The organism is Pseudoalteromonas lipolytica, from assembly GCF_900116435.1.
GTDB lineage: Bacteria > Pseudomonadota > Gammaproteobacteria > Enterobacterales > Alteromonadaceae > Pseudoalteromonas > Pseudoalteromonas lipolytica.
This window is the reverse complement of sequence record NZ_FPAZ01000011.1, coordinates 75,321-99,197: the sequence shown is the minus strand read 5'-3', so window position 1 is coordinate 99,197 and position 23,877 is coordinate 75,321. Positions and strand designations below refer to the sequence as shown.

Sequence of the window (23,877 nt, the reverse complement as noted above, 5' to 3'; positions counted from 1 at the left end):
GTTAGCCCATATCGACAAAGGTAAAATTTCACGTAATGACAAAATCAGTTAATAAAAAAATCCTGTTAGGTATGAGTGGTGGCATTGCAGCCTATAAATGTGCAGAACTTGTTCGTCGTTTAAAAGACGCGGGCTGCGACGTTAAAGTGGTCATGACCGACTCAGCCAAACATTTTATAACACCACTGACAATGCAAGCTGTGAGTGGAGAAATTGTCTCTGATTCATTACTTGACCCTGCAGCCGAAGCAGCAATGGGACACATTGAATTTGCCAAATGGGCTGACCTGATTTTAGTCGCCCCCGCAACCAGCAATATCTTAGCGAAAATGGCGATGGGCATTGCTGATGATTTACTGACTACGTTATTGTTAGCCACGCCTGCTAAAGTAGCGGTTGCTCCTGCAATGAACCAACAAATGTATGCTCACCCAGCGACCCAAGCAAACCTTAGAACTCTCAAAGATCGCGGCGTCGCAATTTGGGGACCCGGTAAAGGTGAACAAGCCTGTGGTGATGTAGGTGCCGGAAGAATGTTAGAACCTCATGAACTAGTGGCGCTGTGTACGCAACCAGACATTGAGCCATTATTGGCAGGTAAAACAATCACAATTACCGCTGGCCCCACGCGTGAAGCCCTCGACCCTGTGCGTTATATTTCGAATCATAGTTCAGGCAAAATGGGTTATGCCCTTGCAGAAGCAGCGCTTGCTTTAGGTGCTAAGGTCAACCTTATTTCAGGGCCCGTCGCAATTACAGCACCCGCGAATGCAAAGCTCACCAATATTGAAAGCGCTGAGCAACTTTTAACTGCGTCGATGGAACTTGCGGTGCAGTCTGATGCTTTTATTGGGTGTGCTGCTGTCGCCGATTACCGCGCAGCCGCAATTCAAGATCAAAAAATGAAAAAACAAGGTGACGAACTCACGCTCACTTTAGTCAAAAACCCTGATGTGATCGCAAACGTAGCTGGGCTTAGTAAAAACCGCCCTTACACTGTTGGCTTTGCAGCAGAAACGCAAGATGTGGCTAGCTACGCCCAAGGTAAATTAAAAAACAAAAACCTCGACATGATCTGCGCGAATGATGTGTCAAAAGAAGGTCTTGGCTTTAATTCTGATCATAATGCTTTAACACTGTTCTGGCATAATGAGCAGCTAGATTTAGCCATGGGGAGTAAAAAGGATCTCGCGATGAGCGTAATGACTGAGCTTGCCAAGCGTTTGTAAAAATGCTGGAAAGAAGCTGAATAAAACATTAACATAAGCGCCTCATTTGCACAAAAAATGGCTTGTCTGACTCTACTGAGCACAAGTAATAAATTATAAGAAAGGAATGGTCATGCCTGCGACAAAAAGAAGTAATCGCAAAGAGCAGATTCTGCAAGCACTCGCACAAATGTTAGAAACCAGCCCAGGTCAACGTATCACCACCGCAAAATTAGCGGCTGAAGTGGGCGTGTCTGAAGCTGCGTTATATCGTCATTTTCCGAGTAAAGCACGGATGTTTGAAGGCCTAATAGAATTTATTGAAGATACGCTGTTATCACGCATTAACCTCATATTAGAAAATGAGAAAGAAAGCCAAACCCGTGTTTATAATATCTTGCTGTTATTATTAGCCTTTGCTGAGAAAAACCCAGGAATTACTCGCATATTAACCGGCGATGCCCTGCAAGGTGAGCAAGAGCGTTTACGCGAACGAGTGCAAGGCTTATTCGAAAAGCTTGAAACACAATTTAAGCAAGTATTGCGTGAGCGAAAACTACGTGAAGGCAAAGCATTTCAATCAGACGAAACCACGTTAGCCAATTTCTTACTTGCCTATGTCGAAGGTAAGATGAATCAATTCGTCCGTAGCGACTTTAAAGCAAAGCCAAGCTCACAATTTGAAAAGCAATGGCCAGAATTACAAAAAATCTGGTTGTAAAACAAGCTTTATAAGCGCGATGTCATATCGCGCTTAATCCCCCACCTTTTGATTGTCCCCCATAAGCGAGTCCTCGTAGCTTATTTCTCGTAGCGCGTTTCACGTAACTAATAACTTTAACCCACCTTAGGAAACTGGCAACTTATCGTATCTACTCGAATTGTTTATTAAAAACGCTACACTGGGGCATAAACTTAAAAACAATGAGAAAGGTAAATGAAAGCGCAATTATCACTTTTGAGCTTAGCCTTGGTGACTAGCCTAGGCAGCACACAAGTCAGTGCTAAAGAAGCCCTGCAATTTAAAGACGTATTTGATTTTAAATACGCAAAAGGCACACAACTGTCTGAAGATGGCCGTATCTTAACCTTTAGTGCAGACCCTTATCGCGGCAATGCACAAGGCCAAGTATACACGCTCAATAACAATGCCTTACTAAGCACCGTTGAACGCGGTACGCGCCCTACTATTAATAAAGCGGCAAATTGGGTCGCGTTTACACAAGTACCAACCCTACTTGAAAAAGAAACCACCAAGAAAAAAGATGAGCTAAAAAACAACCTAGTTTTAGTAAATACTAAAGACGGTGAACAACAAACGTTTAACGATGTAAAAGATTATGCGTTATCAGATGATGGCGTATGGCTTGCTTACCGTCTTGATCAAAAAGCAGATAAAACTGAGACCAAAGACGACCAAGAAAAAGACGAAAACAGCAGCGAAATCAAGCCAGACAAAAAAGATAAACGCTTTGATTTAGTGCTTGTTAACCTTCAAGACAAAACCACTCACACTATAAATAATGTATTTAGCTATGCGATTAGCAGCACTGGCGAGCAATTATTAGCAAGCCAAAGCTTTAGTGATGGTGCCGACAACCAAATCGTATTAGTCGACTTAACAAATAGTTTTAATACCAGTGTATTAATTGATGAGCCAGGTGTGGTTGCAAACAAAATTGCATGGCAACCTAACAGCAATACCGCAGCGCTTTTAGTGGGTAATTATGTAAACGATGATACAAGACGTCGCGACCACAGCTTACAGCTTTTAGAAAACGGGGCTCTATCAACCATTAACTCTGCAGATAGCAGCTGGACTATCGGTAAAACAGCCTCACTCACATGGTCTGAAGACGGTAAGCGTCTATATTTCGAGAATCACCCAAAACTGGCTGATAAAGTAAAAGCCAAAGAGTATACAGACGAAGCCTCTTTATATGATTTCGATACAATTCGCGACCATAAAGGCTTAAATGTTTGGCACAATAAAGACGTTGAAATTAAACCTCGTGAAGAACAACAGTGGAATGAGGCTAACAAACTTCGTCACTACCAAGCGGTTTACCACGTAAACGGCAAACAGGTTGTACAATTAAGTACACCCAATATGCCCGAGGTATCACTTAACACTAATCGTGACGCGCTTTTAGGCTACTCAGACCTGCCGTATTTAGAGCGTGTTATGTATGGTGGTTTCTTTGCTGATTACTTCAGTGTTGACGTTAAAACAGGTAAACAAACACCTATCGTCAGTGACTATCCCTTTAGACCCAGCCTTGCGCCAAATGGTCAATACGCGGCATTTTTTAAAGACAGCCACGTTCAGCTAAAAGACCTAGGTAACAACAAAGTTTCGACGTTATCTAAGGCAATTAACGCTATTTTTGCCGATGATAAGCATGACTACCCATCACCTCAACCGGGTTATGGTTTTGCAGGCTGGTTAAACGACAGCAGCCAAGTACTGGTTTACAGCAAATTTGATATTTGGGCTTTTGATGTCGCAACACAAAAGGCAACGCGCTTAACACAAGGTAAAGAAACAAATACCCAATATCGTGTTATTAAACTTGATAAAGACCACGTTGGCTTTGCTAAAGACGACACATTATTACTAAGCGCAACTAACTTACAAGATAAGCAAACCGAAATTGCCAAGCTTGACTTAACAAGCAATAAAGTAAGCAAAGTACTGTCGGGTAAAAAGCGCTATGATGTGGTGAAAAAAGCTAAAAATGCCGACAAATACCTCTTTACTGCGCAAACGTACCAACAATTCCCTGATTACTACCAAGCAGATTTTAGCTTCAAAAACCCACAGCGTGTGACGAACCTAAACCCGCAAATTAGCAACTTTGCTTGGGGCGAAAAACCTGAACTTATTAGCTATAAAGGCTTTGATGGTGAAGACTTACAAGGTGTTCTAATCAAGCCGGCAGGCTACAAAAAAGGCGACAAAGTGCCCGTCGTTGTGTACTTCTATCGCTATATGAGCCAGCGCATGTATGACTTCCCGAAAATGGAGTTAAATCATCGCCCTAACTTCCCTATGTTTACCTCGAATGGTTACGCCATTTTCTTACCGGATATCCGCTTTGAAATTGGTCACCCAGGTAAATCATCGACCCAAACCATGATTAACGCGACTCAAAAACTGATTGATTTAGGCATTGCCGATCCTAATAAAATTGGTTTACAAGGTCACTCATGGGCAGGCTACCAAAGCGCCTTTATGATCACCCAAACAGATATGTTTAAGGCGGTTGTATCGGGTGCACCTGTATCTAACATGACCAGTGCTTACAGCGGTATTCGCTTAAAATCAGGTCTTGCGCGTCAGTTCCAATACGAAACGGGGCAAAGCCGCATTGGTAAAACATTATTTGAAGCACCTGAACTTTACATCGAGAACTCACCGGTATTCTTTGCAGATAAAGTAAACACACCTATTTTAATTATGTTTGGTGACAAAGATGACGCCGTGCCCTGGCACGAAGGAGTACAGTACTATTTGGCACTGCGTCGTGCAGGTAAAGATGCTACGTTCTTACAGTATGAAGGCGAGCCACATCACTTGAAGAAATTCCCTAACCAGGTGGATTTTTCAATTCGCATGATGGAGTACTTTGACCATTATCTAAAAGGTAAACCCGCCGCTGAGTGGATCAAAAACGGCGTACCCTTTATTGAAGAATAAACAATAAGCTGAATATCAGCTTATCTGCCCCCCTTCCAGAGCCAGCATTGTTGCTGGCTTTGTTCTATAAAATCAATCATTCCATCTATTTTTTCGATTTTATCAATCGATTTAAACCCCAGTTTGTAAGTGGAAAGTTAACCAGAACAGCTCTATATTTCACGCAACTTCCAACTGGAGACAACACAATGTTAAAAAAATCAACCTCAGCATTTTCAAAAGTCGCTGTTGCTGTTTCATTACTCATCGCAACAAATGTACACGCCACTAACGACATCAAATCAAACCAATTTTGGTGGCCAGAGCAACTCGACTTAAGTCAACTGCGCGCACACGGCGCTGAATCAAACCCAATGGGTCCTTACTTTGACTACAAAAAAGAATTTTTAAAGTTAGACCTTAATGCAGTGAAAGCCGATATTGAAAAAGTGCTGACTGACTCTCAAGACTGGTGGCCTGCCGACTACGGTCACTATGGTCCATTCTTCATTCGTATGGCGTGGCACGCATCAGGTACTTACCGTACATTCGATGGCCGTGGTGGCGCTGGCGGTGGTCAACAACGTTTCGACCCACTAAACAGCTGGCCAGATAACGCCAACTTAGACAAAGCGCGTCGCTTACTTTGGCCTATTAAACAAAAATACGGTCGCAGCATCTCATGGGCAGATTTAATGGCGCTAACAGGTAACGTGGCACTTGAATCAATGGGTTTCAAAACATTCGGCTATGCCGGTGGTCGCGAAGACGATTGGGAGCCAGATTACGTTTACTGGGGCCCTGAAGGCAAAATGTTAACTGACGAGCGCCGCGACAAAAAAGGCAAACTAAAAGGCCCATTAGCAGCGGTTGAAATGGGTTTAATCTATGTGAATCCAGAAGGTCCACATGGCAACCCAGACCCACTTCTTGCGGCTGATGATATTCGCTTATCGTTTGGTCGTATGGCAATGAACGATGAAGAAATCGTTGCACTTATCGCAGGTGGTCACAGTTTTGGTAAAGCACACGGTGCGAAAAAAGCGACTTGTTTAGACAAAGAACCCGCCGCAGCCGCTATCGAAGAGCAAGGTTTAGGTTGGAAAAACAAGTGCGGTAAAGGTCACTCAGAAGATACTGTTACTTCAGGTCTTGAAGGTGCATGGACCGTGACGCCAACGCAATGGTCAATCAACTACTTACAAAACTTATTTGCATTTGAGTGGGTTAAAACAAAAAGCCCAGCAGGCGCAACACAATGGATCCCAGAAAATGGTCAAGCGTCTAACCTAGTGCCAGATGCGCACATTAAAGGTAAGCGTCATGCGCCTATCATGTTCACAACTGATATCGCGTTAAAGGCAGATCCTGCGTTTCGTAAAATTTCAGAGCGTTTCTTAAACGACCCGAAAGAGTTCGAACTAGCGTTTGCTAAAGCATGGTTCAAGCTAAACCACCGTGACATGGGCCCACGCGCTCGTTACTTAGGTGACTTAGTGCCAGAAGAAGTGCTAATTTGGCAAGATTACATTCCTGAAGTTGACCACAAGCTAGTTGATAGCAAAGACATCGCGTCACTTAAAGCAAGCATTTTAGATTCGGGTTTATCTGTATCTGAACTGGTACGTGTGGCGTGGGCATCAGCAGCAAGCTACCGCGATACTGACATGCGCGGTGGTGCAAATGGGGCACGTATTCGTTTTGCTCCACAAAAAGATTGGCCTGTAAATAACCCGAAAGAAGTGGCAAATGTGCTGAGCAAGCTTGAGAAAATCCAAACTAAGTTCAATAAAAATGCAGCAGGTGGAAAAGAAATTTCACTGGCAGATATGATTGTTCTGGGTGGCGCGGCTGCTATCGAAAAAGCAGCAAGTGATGCAGGTTTTTCTATTGCAGTACCATTCAAGCCAGGTCGTATGGACGCATCACTCGAAATGACTGACGTTGAATCGTTTGAAGTACTTGAGCCAACGGCAGACGCGTTCCGTAACTACTACAGCTCAGCATGGAAATCACCTGCTGAAATGTTAGTTGAGCGTGCTGATTTACTAAGCTTATCGGTGCCAGAAATGACAGCACTACTAGGTGGTATGCGTGCCCTTAACGCTAATACTAACCAAACACAACACGGTGTATTCACGAAAAAACCTGGCACATTAAGCAACGATTTCTTCGTTAACCTACTCGATATGTCAACGAAGTGGTCTAAGTCATCTGAAGAAGGTGTTTACGAAGGCCGTGACCGTCAGTCAGGCAAGCTTAAGTGGACAGCAACACCGGTAGACTTAATCTTTGGGTCTAACTCAGAGCTACGCTCTATTGCTGAAGTGTATGCATCTGACGATGCTAAACAAAAGTTTGTTGACGACTTCGTTGCAGCATGGACTAAAGTAATGACGCTAGACAGATTCGACCTACGTTAATACCAATACCAACTCGCTTAATTCAGTATTATTGCGCGTTGGTATTCATTTTTCGCAACCCATTAAGCCGCTTTTACAGCGGCTTTTTTTATTTTGGATAAAATTCGCTCGACAATGCAGCTGATTACGTTAAAAATAACACTTTATTACTAAACAATTTAGCCATAGGCACCAAGGATGATCGCACGTTTATTATTACTATTTTTTATCAGTCACTCCTTCTTTGCCTTTGCACAAAATAGCCCTACCACATCCATTGACTCCGTTATATCGCTCAACAATGAACAAGTTAACTTAACACGTTTCGATATGAGTTATTTTATTGATAAAACAGGAAAAATGACACTATCGCAAATACAAAATCAAACATTCACAGCCAGTGAAAATGAGCTCACTCTGGGCACCAATGCCAAAACAACGTGGTCAAAAATAACCGTTAAAAACAACGACAGCGATACCTTACGTTTATTTATTCACAACCCCGATGCTTACCATCTAGAAGAGGTAGGATTTTACGAAACCCACAATGGGCAACTCATTAATCAATCTGAAATTCAACTAGATACATCGGGTCCAAAAGCCAATATGTTCGGCGGCAGTGCTGTGTTTTCGTTCTATATTGCCCCACAGCAGCAAAAAACCATTTATGTAAAAAGCGTTACTTTTTCGCATCAATGGTTTGCTCTAAATATTTATAATGAAGAGCATTCAAAACGCGCCCTAGTTGGCAACGGCAACTACATTGCATTACTTGTTGGCATGATGCTAGCGCTGATGATCTATAACTTTTTCTTGTACTTATCGGCACGTAAAATAGAAAATATTGTTTACGCCCTGTATTTAATATCGGGCACGGTATGGGTGGCGCTTTCGTATGGCGTAGCTGCTAACTTTTTTGGCATTTTTAGTGCTGAAGTACTGCAACTTAATTCTAGTTTGCTCAGTATGCCCAGCTTTTTAGTAATTTTTGTGATGCTAATTTTCGAAACTAAAAAGCATTACCCAAAAGAGCATATAGCCCTGTCGCTCATTCTCGTATTACTGGTTGGCGACTTTATCTACAGTTTATTCGATGTCGTTGGCGCACTAAAACCAGCCAGCACCCTTGCCGCAATGATGATGACCGTCACCTTTGGTGTCTCTATTTCACTGTGGCGAAAAGGGGATCCACTGGCCAAATATTTTTTACTTGGCCATTCACTGTTCGTTATATTCAATATGCTGGCCGTGCTTTATTACAAAGGTATCACCGACGCGAACGTGATAAACAGTCATGGCGTCGGCATAGGTATTTTACTCGAAGCATTAATGATGGCGTTTATATTGTCTTACCGTATAAAAACGCTCGAAAAAATCAAAGCACAGCAAAAAGAATTAACGCGCCTTGTCGATACCGACCCAATGACAGGCCTGTATAATCGACGCTACTTTGATAGAAAAAGTGAAGAGCTCATTGCTGCAATGGCAAGCAATCATCAAGAGTTAACGCTGATCATCGCCGATCTCGACCATTTTAAAGCCATTAACGACACTTATGGCCATGATATTGGCGATAAAGTCATTATTGAGTTTGCAAACATACTCACTACACAACAACGAAAAGACGATATAGCCTGCCGCTACGGCGGTGAAGAATTTGTACTTTTACTGCATTGCAGCCTACACGACGCCAAAGCCGTGGCCGAGCGCATCCGCGAAAAAGCAGCAAACACCCGCATCAAAAGCAATGATGCTCAAGCCGTAAAGTTTACCGTAAGCCTAGGCGTTCACAGCGTTGCCCATGCCTCAACCACAATAAAAGAAACCCTATCAATTGCCGACAAAGCCCTTTATAAAGCAAAAAACAATGGCCGAAACTGTGTTGAAGTAGCGGTGTAAGCGAGTTCACATAACGGTAATGAACAAGTTATTCACCGTCGGTCATTTTATACAACTGCACGTTTAAAGCACTTCGCACATACTAAGCCCAACTAATAAGCAAAAGCGGAATTGGCGCAAAGCCGAGCGACTAGAGCCTAGTATCTGTGTAGTGACAATAAAGTTTGCCCGCAGGAACATTTTTTACAATAAAGTTTACCCGTAGTAACACACTAACAACTCAGGTCTAGGAATATCCAAAAGTAGAACTAATTATTCCTATTCACTTGCTTCCAAATCAATAAGTCCAATTTGGATTTAAATTCATCCTCATTAGCAAAGGATAGTGTAGGTAATATTGCTTTCAATAAATACAATACATTCTTAGTCCAGAAGTAGTCGTTTACTGACAAAGCCTTATCTATATTTGAAAAATGTAGTGCTAACTTTTCTAGCGACCCCCCACCGACTCTCACAAAAGCTAACCATTTGTTCTTTAGTGATTCAAATGCTAATTTCGATATCAAATCGGATTGTTTCAACTCCATACCTACTTGTACAGATATTAGTGTGCAATAAAAAGTTCCACGGATAAAATCAATAGGTGTTCTTTGATGCTGATACTTAAAAGACATTATCAATTTAGTATTATTTATAAGGGGATCAGTTGCTTCTATATTGCGACCTTTAAGTATGCTTATTAATTCATCTCGAATATACATTACAGACTCCATAGAAAGGTACTTAACAAACCTATCAACTTCATCCCATTTGGTTTGTAATGCACAGCTTGTAACAAATGCAAGTATGTAGTTTTCTATAATACCGCTATGTTTTATGAAGTCATCATTTGTTGCTTCTGGTAACGTTTGATATGTGAAGTTGATGTCTACGGATTTTTCTCTATTTCCTTCATCAATAACAAGACTTAAGTGAGGGACGAAGTGTTTAAGTGCATTTACTAATGATTTTCCGCTAGGCTCTATAATTGACTTATCTAATTTAGAGGAGCTCAAAATCCAATCGCCGTCAACGATTGTTCCATTAGGTAAGTGTTCATCCAGTTTTAAAGATATACCTGCATCTATTAAACAATAATTCTCTATAGAGGCTAACATATACCAAGCTAATTCAATTGGTGCTAACACGTGTTTAGTTATATCTTTGCTAGGATCTGGATTACTAACAATTCCGGGGAATATAACTACATCTCCACCATCATTTAAAAACTGCTTTTGCTCTTTAGCCTCCTGTAGTAGCCATAATAAAATATGTCGAGACACTGCATGACAATGAGCGGCATTTAATGAACTTTTTGGATCAATACTTTCCAGTAATTCAAATAATGCAGCTAGTTTCTGGAGGCTTTCCTTTCGCTTTCCAGCATGCCAAAATACTATCGCAGAATCGGCTTGAAGTCCTATTTTCATAGGTAAGCTTTCTGACTGATTAACTTTATCTAAAAAATCAACTCCCTGCTGAAAGTATTGATAAGCCAAAGTATAATCGCCTTCATACTCTGCACAAATTGCCGCTCTTCTCAAGAAAAAAACCTCATCGCCTTTTTGAAGGTTAGATTGTTTACCATCTAGTAATTTCTTGGAAATTTCCAGACTTACTCCGTAATCCTTTTTATGATAAAGAACTAATGCTTTTGCTCTAAGTAAGCAATTATTTAAACTCCCATATTTCCTGAGGCCAGCTTCAATTAACTCAAGAGCTTTATCATAATTATTGCCTGTTTCATCCCAAATAACAGCTGAGAATTTCACACAAGTAGTAGCTAAATCATCATTTCCCCAGCTATTCGCAAAACACTCAAGTTCAGCAAAAATAGCTGAATGTTTTTCGCAATCGATAGTACAGTTATCATACTCGCTTAACCATGCCCCTCTAACGAGTGCATCAATATCAGAATCGATTTTTGTTATAGTTCTAAATAAATCATCTCTGGTTTCAACGTCACATGAATCAATAAATTTAAATAGTGTGACTAATTCTTCTATTTTTTTTATCTGACTAATCTGATTCATAATAAAAATACTTATCGATGGATTTCCATCTACTTCTATCGGTATTTCTTTATGGGGTATTGAAGAAGGAAGTAAATCAGCTTTATTTTTAAATAGAGAATCTAACTTGGTTACTGTTAATTCCCAGTTTGGTAAGTTTCCAAACTTCGGCCGAGACATTAAGAGTTTTGAATAAATTAATATACGAACCAAAACCGCACTACCAGACTTTTGAACATCAGCCATATCAGCTTCTATTTCAAATCTTTCAAAGGCTTCTAAGTAACTCTCTTTTTTGTCTTCAAGGCATGCTAAAAGTAAAAGTTGAGAGCCTCGTAGCATAATATTTACGTTTAAGTCTTGCTCAAATATCAATTGTTCTGAATTAAAAAAAGTGAACATTATTAAGTGTGGTGCAATAATTTGTAGGTCACTTAGCTCAGATGTAATGATTAAACAGCTCAATAACGTAAGTGCTCTAGCATTTTCACCTGCAAATGCAGCAAAAAAAGCACTATTCATGGTGATAGGGTCTATTACTCTTGCTCGGAGAATTGAGTCTGCTATTTCACATTGAAATTTTTTCTGTTGTTGTTTAGTCAAAGTTGCAGCTGCAAAATTAGACAACAAAGGAGATAAGGAAAAACGGTTCCCCTCATGTTGATCGACCCAAGCACCTATAAGTTGATCAAAAGTAATTCCTGCATCCGTAACTTTAGGAGAGACTAAAGCTAGATCAAGTACCAAATTCCTATCAAACTTTCCTGTAATTAGTGATATTCGCTCGACAAGCCCTCTCGCACTTGGTGAAAGCTCATGAAGTAATCGCTCCCTTGTTTTCTTTTTAACTTTTTCTACAGAATCATTTTTTTGTAGCAAAGAATTTAGGGTCCAAAACTCTTCAATGCTCCAATTACTTGTTTTCATACTGTGGATCATTGCAGTAACTAATTGTGGATGACCTCCACCTGTTGATAAATAAATATATCGAGCCCAGTAATCCTCTGTAACATCCAACGCTAATAAAATTTCTTTAATATCTTCCTCAGAGAAATCATCAACTTTCTGCTCAACTTCATGAAGTAGATTAGCTGAAGAAAGGAAATCTACATCTATTGATTTTGAAGATGTAAAAAGTATAAAAACGTTACTTTTAATGCAAAAACCATGGAGGTTTAACAGCCTCTCATGAATCATAGGCGTATGATCACAATCAAAGTCATCAATAAGGATTCCTGTAATTTCTCGGTGTTGCAGGTCAGCTAAAGAACTTACTAGAATTTGACTAACTTCTTTAGAGTTCAATCCTCTTAGATTAACACTTACCCAACTACCTCCTATTTTTTTTGCAGCCACCTTAGCCGCAACCGTTTTTCCAACGCCAGCTGCTCCAAACAACCAAGCAGTGTTATTGTTTTCAAGCGAATAAACAGTACCATCAATTAGTTTTTGTCTCGTCGCTATTGCTGTAGGAAGTGGAACACTTTCTATTAAGCTTAGAGGTGACATATGTGATAAAGCAATATCTGTATTACCAGATAGAGAAGATGGCATTAATTGAGATTGCAAACTTTGTAAAATCGAGCGAGTTAGTTCTTCTACTTCAACATTTGTTGATGTACATTTTTCTTTAATATGATAATTGGCATTATCTTCAATTGCATATTTCTCATAATCTATCAGCTCAATTTCAGGAATTAAATGCTCCTTGTATAAAGATATACAAGTACAATTAACACCCACAAAATTATCGTCACTAACAGACTTTACTATTGAAGTAAGAAAAGCCTTGTCTGAATTATTATCGTGAATAAATACGCCACTACCAGAAAGTCCTTGCAGCACTTCAGCCCCTGTTTCGCCTTTAAAATCAGTGTAGAATTTTGCTGGTATTTCTAAGTGTATATCAGTACCCCCAGTACTATTCTTGGTACAGGGGCTTATTGAATAAGTTTTTCCACTTTCAGACTTCACCCTACCTTTAAAAATAAACTCCAGCTCAGGCTTATCTGTATCAATAGTAAAAAATATCTCTGGGAAACCTTCGTTATTTAGAGCAACGTCAACCTCAATAGCAATAATGTCATAAGTCTTAAATATTTCGAGATTGCCTAACATTTTAATAAAAGTTAAGTTTTCTATTTTTTCAGATTCTGCTTTATAAGTTAATGTAGAGCAAAGTTCATCATTATATTGCTCACATCCTTCTCCAAAAGTAACGTGGGCAGAACTTAAGACATAAAATGCATTCCTGACCTTTACGAGTACAGCACTTCCCAGATAGATAGGTCCTTTAGAGATTTGAACTGTCGTATAGGGCAGTAATGTTAAGTGATTCATGTCAATGTAATCTCATTTTGTTCTATGTAATTTATTTTATATAAAAGGCGTTCATTTTCACTTAATAATGAACCATTTCTTGTTTCAATAGCTGAAACTGAATGATTAAAATAAAAGTTAATTTCATCATTCTTATTCCTATCGACTAAAATTGCTAGCTTCGCAATTGTCTCAACACTTGGATGTTTGCTCCTAGCCTTCCCACCATTAGTGCTTATAATATAATTATTACAGCTAACCATACTGATTAAACGTTTTGAAATACTCTTTGCGCTGCCATGGTGAGATAACTTAATATAATCAAATACAGCCTTTTTTTCGGAACTAAAGCCTTGCTGCTGAAAATAGTCTGAAATTACTTCTGGGTGTGAATCAGCTAAAAATAGTACTTTTTTATCTTTATAGTTAAGGATGAAAGCAATAGAACTTGTATTAGCAATATCGTCGGACTTTTTCAGAAACGAGTCTGGTAACTCAGCCCATTCTGTAATAGTTTTTGTGGCAACATTCGATGATATATCAGTCTCTTTTTTATCAGATAAATCGCTAGTTATTTCCTCAATAAATTTTTTATGAAAACACTCTAAGTCATCACTAGTTGGAGAAATAATTTCTAATGAGAAGTCATCCGAAATCTCTAATACTTCTCCTTGCGTTAGGCCTTCAAATTGTACTGCCTTTTCATTTAACAATTTAAACAATGAATTGGCCTGTTTTATTGATATACCACCGGCGACTCTAGGTACAGCAATAGATTCAGGTGAGTTAACGTAAACTTTATTTAATGAAAAGTATTCTGGATAATCTTCTAATAATGGGAAAGCCCCATTAATATGATCTTCATCAGAGTGAGTCAAAATAATAAAATCAACTGAATTTGTTTTCTTTTTTATATGTTGTCTATAAGTCAACTTAAAACCACAGTCAACTATGAATTGCTTACCAGAAGAAAGCTCTTTAATTAAAAAAGCATCCCCGTAGTTTGCTTTAAAGATTGTAATAACTAGAGCCAAAATAGTTCTCAGAAAATAATAGGATAAGTTAATACATAACAGTTTGAAATATAATCAATAAAGTTACTAAACAAATTTTTAAAATCCACCCAAAAGTGGCTGCCATTACCAAATTTTTCAATGAATATATAAACAGCAATGAAAGTTACTAGCCAAGCTATAATCCTCGCAGACCATAATCCTAATAATAGGAAACGCGATTGTGATTTAAAAGTAGCCTCAGATCGTGTTAAACATTTTTTCAAATCGTAAGGGTAACTTCCATTTTCAACCTTATAAGTGCTAAAAGTTAAGTTAGCACCAATGTTTATACTCTGTCTCAACAATAGTTGATTTCTAACAAGCCCACTAACGATGAGACTAAATAGCAAATTACCAACTACAAGCACGACATTTTCAGCTATAGAGTCAATCTTAAGCATCGAAATCAGAGCAACTAAGGATATTGGGATACCAAATAGCTTTCCTGTTATATCATTCATTACTTTTGACAATGAACTTGCCAAGTCAATCTCGGCTTTTGCTAATTCCGTTCGAACCTTATTAAAAGAGAAACCACTGATATACATATCAAAACTGGCTTTGTACTCTTTAAGTAATATGCTCCAATGTTTTAATAAATAGCTAAATACATTCTCGTTTGGAGGACATTGCGAAATGATATTCGCAAGTGCAAAACGAAAAATTCCGAGCTTTTCAGATGCATGGGCATGGTTACACTCTTGAGCTTCAATCAACTCATTGAGGGTCGATAAGTCAATTGCATTTAAAGATAGATCTTCTTCGTGAAATAATGTTTTCAATACATATGGTTTATGAGTATCTTTTTCAGTGAGTATAAACACCAATCTAAAGACATCTTCTTTTGTTTTCTCATCATGGTAATGAGCTATTTTTGAAAGTAATGAAATTAAGTTAACAACACTTGTTAAAGTTGCTAGGCGCGAATTTTCACCGTTTTCAGTTGATAAAACGTTGTCCTGCGCTATGTAGAATTGATCTAAGCTTTCTCCTCGGAATACAGATTTATGATTCTCAAGTAGATCAGCATAAGAATTAAAAAATAAAACAGAACCGTTTGTAGCGATTTTCCATTTTAGTTTTATGGTATCTCCTTCTGAAATTTCAGAAGGGGAAGATATATCAACACTATTATTCTTTAATAGTTCGTCGAACTCACCATATGACGTTGATAGTTCCTCGCAATTGTTCATTGCACACTTCAACTCTGAAGTAACTTCTATTTCGGCAGTAAATATTCCATTATCAACTCGCGGACAGCCGATCAAGCGGTACAAAGACACTACTTTCTCTAAAGCAGTAATTTGCGTACTCACAATTAATCTCTTAATCTGTCTGTGATGGTATTTATAGCTTCATTACTTAAACGGTTAAATGTTAGCTTTCGATTTTCCCTATCAAAATGAATTTCTGCGTCACTTGTCACTCCGAGAGCGCTTTTTTCTAATTGGGCTTGCCAGTTATCAGACTTTACCTTAATTCTAGCTTTTTTATTTACAGTAGATTCATGTACTACAAAAGTAGAGGGGACTTGATATTCATCACTATTCAAAAGAGCATTTAATTCATTATCAAGAACTACCTTATCTTCTTCTTCATAGTTCGAGGGATAACACGATCTAACTGAACCAACGACGTCACCGATTGTTGCCTGCCTATTCAGACTGATACATTCTCTAAGGTAAGTAATGACATCTTTTCTTGCTTCAGTTTTACTTTCTCTTAATTCACTTTTAGATTGGAAAAAGCTAGTTATACCGCTAATACAACCGCTTGTAGCCGTAGAAGCCGCTATCCCCTTACTACAACCCAAAGCCTTAATAAAATATCCTGATGCACTTTGGTTGGACTTAGGGCTAACAAAGCTCAAATAGCTCAGCTCTTGCTGCTCTTCTTCTTCAGCATTTTGATATTGAGCATATCTAGAGAAGTTGATCTTTGCAGCTTGGTGTAGTTTATTTAGATCTAGTTCGATGATACCTACAGGGACTAAGTTTTCATCTAACTGTAACCCTTCTTTTTGCTTGATCATCGCAACTATTAAGAACTGCTGCCCTCCGTTTTCATATAACGAAAACAGAAGGTAACCGCCAGAAGCAAAGTTAACATCTCTTGATTTAACTTCAAGGGATCTCATTGCTCGATGTGTCAGAGCCAAAAAGCTTTCAGCTGTACAGTTTTCATTAAGAAAAGTATCGAAATGCCTTGGAAAGGTCCCTACCTCATCTTCACTACCAAAGGTGCCAAATACCGCATTGTTATCTTTAGTACCATAAAGCCTAATTACATCTCTAACTAAAGTATCGACAGTATCTAAAGTGCAATCTAAAACATCATCAACAATAACTGACGGCATTAATCGCTCTCGAGGTTCTTTAACAAGCTGATGAATTACAGCAAAGATAAGGTTCACAGACAAAATTACATCCCTTTAATTTATTTTTACCATTTATTAATAACATTTCTCTTTGAAAAAACACAAGCTAATTATTCTCAAACTAATACATTAGATTAGTGAAACATGTACATGTAGTGATATAAGCCTTTTTTACTATCCCATTATTACCTTGGAAAACCGTACAAGTCATAAATTATGTGCTGCTATTAAACTTCTATTTCATTCGTTAAAGTTATTCGCACAGATCACAAGTACATCACATGGGGTCAGGTCTTGCTTCTTTACCTCTGCCATGGGAACAGTAAAATGATTAAGCTTGGCGCGAATAGTTTTATTTAACTACCTGCCATATGCATGAGTTATAACAATACCATGTTCGAAACCTAATCGTTTTTTAGTGCTGGGTTTACGTATTCAAGTTTGCGGCTTGTTGAGGAGAGAATGACGGGAATAGATATCGAGTTTCTAGTTTAAGTAAAATTATGTAGGTCGTCATTTATGCCGTCATATTGATAACGCGCTAAAGCACGACCTACAAGCAAGTGCCAGTCTAGAGCCTAACTCCTAGAGTCTAGTTCCTGTAAACAAAAACTCTGTACTCCCCCCTAACATCTAACTACTTTCCCCTAAAAACTAGCGATTGTTTATCAACAATACTGCCCTGCTGCAAAGCCACAGCTCCAAGCGTATTGGAAGTTGTAGCCGCCTAACCAGCCTGTCACGTCGGTAACTTCGCCGATAAAGTAAAGGCCGGGTGCTTTTTTGGCTTCGAAGGTTTTTGAGCTTAACTCATCGGTGTCTACACCGCCTAGCGTGACCTCTGCAGTGCGATACCCTTCGGTGCCGTTAGGTTTTATTTGCCAGTTGTGGATGTAGTCGTGCAGCGCATCTATTTGCGTGTGGGTTAGCTGATTAACATTACAATCAGGAATAGCTTTGGTGTCGTGCAGCATCTCTACAAAACGCTTTGGCAATATCGTCGCGAGGGTATTTTTTAGCGACTTTTGGCCTTGGCTTTGACGCCACTCTTCAAGCTGCTGTTTTAAATCGATCGCTGGTAATAAATTAATATACACACTCTGCCCTGCGCGCCAAAATGAGCTAATTTGTAAAATAGCAGGTCCCGACAAACCACGGTGAGTAAAGAGTATGTTTTCTTTAAATTGTGTACCGTCTTCACTTGTTACCACACACGGAATACTGATCCCCGACAGTCCATCAAAACGATCTTTATCGTGCTGGTGCAAAGTGAATGGCACAAGCGCTGCCATTGTGGGTAAAACCGTTAAGCCAAATTGCTCAGCAATTTTGTAGCCAATGGGCGATGCACCCAGTTTTGGCATTGTTAAGCCACCCGATGCAACCACCAGCGATTCACATTGATAAGTATCTTGCTCGGTTATTACCTCGTACCCTGCATCAGTTTTTGTGACGCTAAGCACTTCGTTGCGCAAGGCTATGTTCACGCCCGCCCACTCACATTCAGTCAATAAAATATCAACAATATCTTGAGCGCTGTTGTCACAAAATAATTGACCCAGTGTTTTATGGTGATACGCCAAACCATGGCGGTCTACCAACTCAATAAAGTCGTGTTGGGTATAGCGACTTAAACACGACTTTACGAAATGAGGGTTTGTACATAAGTAATTATCTGGACTGGCATTTTCATTGGTGAAGTTACACCGTCCACCACCGCTGATTAAAATTTTACGGCCCGGCTTTTTACCCATATCAAGCACTGTAACCGCTCGGCCTCGGTAACCTGCTTGTGCTGCACACATTAAACCTGCGGCACCGGCGCCAATCACAATTACATCTACTTGGGTCATTACGCATACTCATTAAAAAATTTAGCTGATTATAACAAGTTATTTTATACGCGGTGTTAACAGAAAGGTGTTTTTACAAAAAAGATAAACCTAAAAAACGAAATAAAGCAAAAACTCTAAATAGAAAAATTAAAACTTTAGAATGAGAAAACCACCTTAAAACCCAGTTAAAAGTCAGATTTAGCCATCTATACACTTGTTTATAACTAAAATAGAGACAAACATAACAAAACGATATTTTAACTTAATTTACATTTATTTTACCTTTGTCCCCCTTCGCGAAAAACATTGCGAAGAAACTTATAACAATCTAGGGATCATTATGACAACTAACAATAACTTAAAAAAGTGCGCAATCGCACTGAGCCTCACTGCGTTGTTTGGGACGACGGCAGCGATGGCAACGCCAAACCAAATGATGTCACCGTCTATGGCGGAAACAGCCGCTAAGCTACAAGGCCAAGACGGTTTTGGTACACAATTCATCATTAAATACAAAAATAACAATGATGAAATGATGACTATGTCGGCTGCAGAACAAACGCCGATGCTAATGAATAAAAAAGCGCAGGGCTTTGTTAAAAACTTCACAAGTAAAAAAGGCCAAGTGAAAGCACAATACGTGCGTGCAATGGCAATGAGCAATCACCACGTTATGCGTGCTGATAAAAAGCTATCAGCTGAAGAAGCTCAAGAGTTTATGCAAGAAATGGTTGCAACGGGTAACGTTGAATACATCGAAATTGACCAAATGTTAAAGCCATTTGCAACGCCTAACGATCCACGTTATTCAGATCAGTGGCATTATTATGAGCAAGCTGGTGGTTTAAACCTGCCTACAGCATGGGATACAGCAACAGGGAGTGGCGTTGTGGTTGCGGTACTTGATACGGGTTACCGCCCACACATTGATTTAAATGCCAACATTTTGCCGGGTTACGACATGATCTCTAACCTATCGGTAGCAAATGACGGTGGCGGTCGCGATAGCGATGCACGTGACCCAGGTGACGCAATTAGTGCTAATGAGTGTGGTTATACACACGGCGCACAAAGCTCAAGCTGGCATGGTACGCACGTTGCGGGTACTGTCGCTGCTGTGACTAACAACGGTGAAGGTGTTGCGGGTGTTGCGTATGACGCCAAAGTTGTGCCTGTACGTGTACTTGGTAAATGTGGTGGTTTAACATCAGACATCGCCGACGGTATCATCTGGGCATCAGGTGGTTCTGTATCTGGCGTTCCTGCGAATGCAAACCCTGCTGATGTTATCAATATGAGTTTAGGTGGCAGCGGTTCATGTAGCTCTACAACACAAAGTGCTATCAACCAAGCTCGTAATAACGGCACTGTGATTGTAATTGCAGCAGGTAACGATAACGACAACTCAGCTAACTATAATCCTGGTAACTGTAATGGCGTAGTAAACGTTGCGTCAGTTGGCCGTAACGGTGGCCGTGCTTATTACTCTAACTACGGTAGTAATATTGATGTTGCTGCACCGGGCGGCGCGCAAAGCTTTGCTAACGATTCAGAAGGTGTGTTATCAACTCACAACTCAGGCTCAACTAGCCCTTCAAGCGACAGCTATCACTATTCACAAGGTACGTCGATGGCTGCCCCACACGTTGCCGGTGTCGCTGCGCTTATTAAGCAAGCGAAACCTTCTGCAACACCTGATGAAATAGAAAGCATTTTAAAATCAACAACTCGTGCTTTCCCAGCAACATGTACTAGCTGTGGTACTGGTATTGTAGATGCGGCAGCAGCGGTTGCTGCGGCGTCGGGTACTACACCTCCACCGCCAACAGGTAACGTGTTAGAAGATGGTCAAGCTCTTACGGGTCTTAGTGGTGCGGCTAGCAGCCAAACTTTCTACACAATGGAAGTTCCAGCAGGTGCTACAAACGTAACATTCACGATGAGTGGTGGTACAGGTGATGCCGACCTTTACGTTCGTGCAGGTAGCGCACCAACAACATCAACATACGATTGTCGCCCATACAAAGGGGGTAATGAAGAAGTATGTTCGATTGATAACCCAACTGCAGGCACTTATCACGTTATGCTTAACGGCTACTCTGCTTATTCAGGTGTGAGCCTAGTGGGCGATTTAACAACATCTGGTGGTACAGGTGCACCTCAAGCAGGTGGCGGCACGGTTACTGATATTTCTGCAAGTGCGGGTCAGTGGAAACACTACACACTAGAAGTACCAGCAGGCATGGCAAGCTTCACTGTCACGACATCTGGTGGCACTGGTGATGCTGACTTGTTTGTTAAATTTGGCAGCCAGCCTACAACATCAAGTTATGACTGTCGCCCGTACAAAAATGGCAATGCTGAAACATGTACATTCAGTAACCCACAAGCAGGTACGTGGCACTTAAGCTTAAATGCGTATCGCACCTTTTCAGGTGTAACACTTGATGCACAATATCAGCCTTAATGGTTGAATACTCCCGTTTCCCCTGGGACTTTTAGCCGGACTCTCGTCCGGCTTTTTGTACTTATAGCTTTTCTAAAATAGCCTCAGCACGACTTACTGCAAACTCTTTATCTTGTTCAACAAATAAGCCTGCTACCGTTTGGTTTTCTACGATCATTGCATAACGCGTCGAACGAATACCACCAAAACTCGCGGTGTCTTTATCTAAACCAAGCGCTTTAGTAAAACTGGCATCACCATCAGCTAACATACGAATGTGTTCAGCGTTGTGCGCCTCACCCCATGCCTTCATTACAAACGCGTCGTTTACCGATACGCAGTAAATAGCATCAACACCTTTCGCCATAATTTTATCGGCAAGTGCCACAAATTCAGGTAAGTGTGCATTTGAGCACGTTGGTGTGAAAGCACCTGGCACTGCAAATAAAACCACTTTTTTGCCTGCAAACAAAGACTCTGTTGAATGCGTTTGCATTCCTTCGCTCGTTAGTTCTGTTAGGCTTGCTGTTGGTAAAGTTTGGCCTTGTTCAATCATCATAATTCCTTGAAATTTTAGTATGAGTTCAGAGTATATACCCAAACGATACATTGCAGCACATGCTTCATTTTACGATACACAAAAGTGCGTGATATCTGCGAAGCCATTTTCGGCTAATTACAATCCTAAGCTACGTTTAATGGTATTCATTTGCTGTTGTAGGCGCTGTTGAATATCGCTCACAAGAACATTTGATTCGCTTACTTGGCCTTTCATGCTGAGCATTGACTGACTAAAGTTTTCGAGCAAAGCATTTTGCTGCTTTGCAAGCTCCATGGCATCAAACGCGACTTTATTGGCGTCTTGTGCATTTTCGGCAACCCCTTCTGAGTTGCGCTTTAACTCTTGGGCATTTTGCGTTTGTAACTCGGCATCACTCGCAAGCGCACTAATTTGTGTTGATACCATGGTTGAGTTTTCACTTAAGCGATTAAGCTGGCTGTTAATATCATCCAGTGAGCCTTGGGTTTGTCTTGCTAATTTACGCACTTCGTCAGCGACAACGGCAAAGCCGCGACCATGCTCTCTTGCCCGCGCCGATTCAATGGCGGCATTAAGTGCCAGTAAGTTAGTTTGTTCGGCAATATTTTTAATGACTTCGATCACGTGGCCAACATCATTTACGCCACTTAATAGTGCTTTTAAACTTGTTAAACCTTGCTCTACACGTTGCTCAGTGTGTGAGCTGGCTATGAGCATGTTGTCAGCAAACCCTAAGCTTTGCTCCATGGCATCAAATGTGTGCTTGGCATTGTCGGCCACTTGGCTATTTATACTGTTAACTTGCTCGCCGATATGCTGAATATCATTGAGTAAAGCTTGATTTTGCTCGACCTGTGTTCGGCTCGCATCAGTTTGCTGACCAATCGTGTGGAGGTGTTCGCTCATTTCTAGCATAAAGTCATTAATGACTTTAAGCATTTGCGCCCGTTCTTCGGCTTCACCGCGTTGACGCTCAATTAGCTGGTTAAAGTAATGTGCTATTTCGCCCACTTCTGTCTTGGGGTTATTACTTTGAATATTTTTTAGTTCGTTGCTTTCAATTAAAAATGCAAACCCATCACGTAATTGACGCAGTGGATTTAGCACTTGATTACGCTGTACAAAGTACACGCCAGCCGCTAACACCACTAACATGCCAATAGCAAAGCAAAACACAATAAAAACCTGTTGCTTAAGTTGCCCTTGTTGCTCTTTTAATTTTTGCTCGGCACCGAGTACCGTACTAGACAGCGCGTTTATTTGCGCACGTAATGCTTGCATGCCTGTTTGGCGTTGCTCTGCTTGCGCGATGGTCGACGCTAAGTCGCGCGGAAAGCGCTTAGGCCAGCTGCTTAGCTCTGCTTTTATGTCGCCTGCTAAGTCTTCAGCCTCTTCGCCAAAAAATAAGGCGTCTTCGTCAACCTCGCTCATGACCCCTAAATTATCAAGTTGCGCTATTTTATTGGCAAGGGTGTTAAGGTTCGCCACACTTTGATTAAGGCTGGTTTTGGTGTCTTGATCAAAACTAACAATGAGTTTGTAAGTATATAAGGCAAGGGTCGTTACTTCGCTGTAGTAATCACTTGCAAGTTGATAATACTCAAGCGCTAATGCAGTTTGTGGCTTGGCTTGTGTTGCATAACCCACTAACGATGATGCCGACCCTGCCATTTGCCTGAGTGAATTATCAAGCAGCGCCATTTCGTTACCTGAAAGTTTCCCCAGTGCTCGGTATTTACCGTTAATGTCTTTATCTAATTCGCTGAGTTGTGCCGTTAGTTGGCTTGCGAGCTCGTTTGGTAAGCTTGCTAAATGCTGTTTTTTAACATCGCTGATCAGGGTAGAGGCTTGATTTAAATGTTGGCTATCACCTTGCTCTAAATAATCATCAAGGTGGCTTTTTAAATCAATAATAATGGTGTTTTTTAGCTTGTTGTAAGCGTTATCTTGTTGCTCTAAGCCGAGTAAGGTTTGGCTTGCCCAAAACAAGGTGGCCGCCAGTAAGATACTGGCAAGAGTGAGTAAAACGGCTAATAACCGAGTAAATGATGACACGCGCATGAACTACATTCCCAAAAGTCGTTACGCGCGTAGAATATTAACCTTTTATGACAATTTGATGTAA

The 23,877-nt window shown here is 40.4% G+C and carries 13 protein-coding genes; 6 read left to right on the top strand and 7 right to left on the bottom strand.

Annotation, left to right across the window (positions count from 1 at the left end):
- The first annotated feature begins 35 nt into the window (after nucleotides 1–35).
- From coaBC to BM378_RS12885, 5 genes are all read left to right on the top strand, one after another.
- Complete coding sequence (gene coaBC, locus BM378_RS12905) at nucleotides 36–1,229, top strand: bifunctional phosphopantothenoylcysteine decarboxylase/phosphopantothenate--cysteine ligase CoaBC (RefSeq protein WP_036973118.1); 1,194 nt, start codon at nucleotides 36–38, stop codon at nucleotides 1,227–1,229.
- Nucleotides 1,230–1,341: 112 nt separating this feature from the next.
- On the top strand, nucleotides 1,342–1,929 hold the full coding sequence (gene slmA / locus BM378_RS12900; protein ID WP_036973120.1) for a nucleoid occlusion factor SlmA: 588 nt from the start codon (nucleotides 1,342–1,344) through the stop codon (nucleotides 1,927–1,929).
- A gap of 216 nt (nucleotides 1,930–2,145) precedes the next feature.
- The gene (locus tag BM378_RS12895) at nucleotides 2,146–4,908 is read left to right on the top strand and encodes an alpha/beta hydrolase family protein (RefSeq protein ID WP_074989351.1); all 2,763 of its coding nucleotides are present in this window, start codon (nucleotides 2,146–2,148) and stop codon (nucleotides 4,906–4,908) included.
- Nucleotides 4,909–5,096: 188 nt separating this feature from the next.
- The gene (gene katG / locus BM378_RS12890) at nucleotides 5,097–7,310 is read left to right on the top strand and encodes a catalase/peroxidase HPI (protein ID WP_036973125.1); all 2,214 of its coding nucleotides are present in this window, start codon (nucleotides 5,097–5,099) and stop codon (nucleotides 7,308–7,310) included.
- 177 nt (nucleotides 7,311–7,487) lie between these two features.
- Nucleotides 7,488–9,188, top strand: a complete 1,701-nt coding sequence (locus tag BM378_RS12885; protein WP_074989350.1) for a sensor domain-containing diguanylate cyclase — start codon at nucleotides 7,488–7,490, stop codon at nucleotides 9,186–9,188.
- Nucleotides 9,189–9,436: 248 nt separating this feature from the next.
- Here BM378_RS12885 and BM378_RS20425 read toward each other — a convergent pair whose 3' ends face one another.
- From BM378_RS20425 to BM378_RS12860, 5 genes are all read right to left on the bottom strand, one after another.
- Nucleotides 9,437–13,519, bottom strand: coding sequence for a hypothetical protein (locus tag BM378_RS20425; RefSeq protein ID WP_074989349.1), 4,083 nt, complete (start codon nucleotides 13,517–13,519; stop codon nucleotides 9,437–9,439).
- The gene (locus BM378_RS12875; RefSeq protein ID WP_036973131.1) at nucleotides 13,516–14,532 is read right to left on the bottom strand and encodes a ComEC/Rec2 family competence protein; all 1,017 of its coding nucleotides are present in this window, start codon (nucleotides 14,530–14,532) and stop codon (nucleotides 13,516–13,518) included. Before BM378_RS12875 ends, BM378_RS20425 begins: the two co-directional genes overlap by 4 nt.
- 8 nt (nucleotides 14,533–14,540) lie before the next feature.
- Nucleotides 14,541–15,869, bottom strand: a complete 1,329-nt coding sequence (locus BM378_RS12870) for a hypothetical protein (protein WP_036973133.1) — start codon at nucleotides 15,867–15,869, stop codon at nucleotides 14,541–14,543.
- A gap of 2 nt (nucleotides 15,870–15,871) precedes the next feature.
- The gene (locus BM378_RS12865) at nucleotides 15,872–16,966 is read right to left on the bottom strand and encodes a nucleoid-associated protein (RefSeq protein WP_227006799.1); all 1,095 of its coding nucleotides are present in this window, start codon (nucleotides 16,964–16,966) and stop codon (nucleotides 15,872–15,874) included.
- A gap of 632 nt (nucleotides 16,967–17,598) precedes the next feature.
- Nucleotides 17,599–18,783: a BaiN/RdsA family NAD(P)/FAD-dependent oxidoreductase gene (locus BM378_RS12860; protein WP_036973136.1), complete on the bottom strand. Its 1,185-nt coding sequence runs from the start codon at nucleotides 18,781–18,783 to the stop codon at nucleotides 17,599–17,601.
- Nucleotides 18,784–19,105: 322 nt separating this feature from the next.
- Between BM378_RS12860 and BM378_RS12855 the strand changes: the two genes are divergently transcribed.
- Entirely contained in the window at nucleotides 19,106–21,232 is a 2,127-nt protein-coding gene (locus BM378_RS12855; protein WP_065978316.1) for a S8 family peptidase, read from the top strand.
- A 61-nt stretch (nucleotides 21,233–21,293) separates the two neighbouring features.
- Here BM378_RS12855 and BM378_RS12850 read toward each other — a convergent pair whose 3' ends face one another.
- Nucleotides 21,294–21,767, bottom strand: coding sequence for a peroxiredoxin (locus BM378_RS12850; protein WP_036973141.1), 474 nt, complete (start codon nucleotides 21,765–21,767; stop codon nucleotides 21,294–21,296).
- A gap of 120 nt (nucleotides 21,768–21,887) precedes the next feature.
- On the bottom strand, nucleotides 21,888–23,813 hold the full coding sequence (locus BM378_RS12845; RefSeq protein ID WP_036973142.1) for a methyl-accepting chemotaxis protein: 1,926 nt from the start codon (nucleotides 23,811–23,813) through the stop codon (nucleotides 21,888–21,890).
- Nucleotides 23,814–23,877 lie beyond the last annotated feature (64 nt).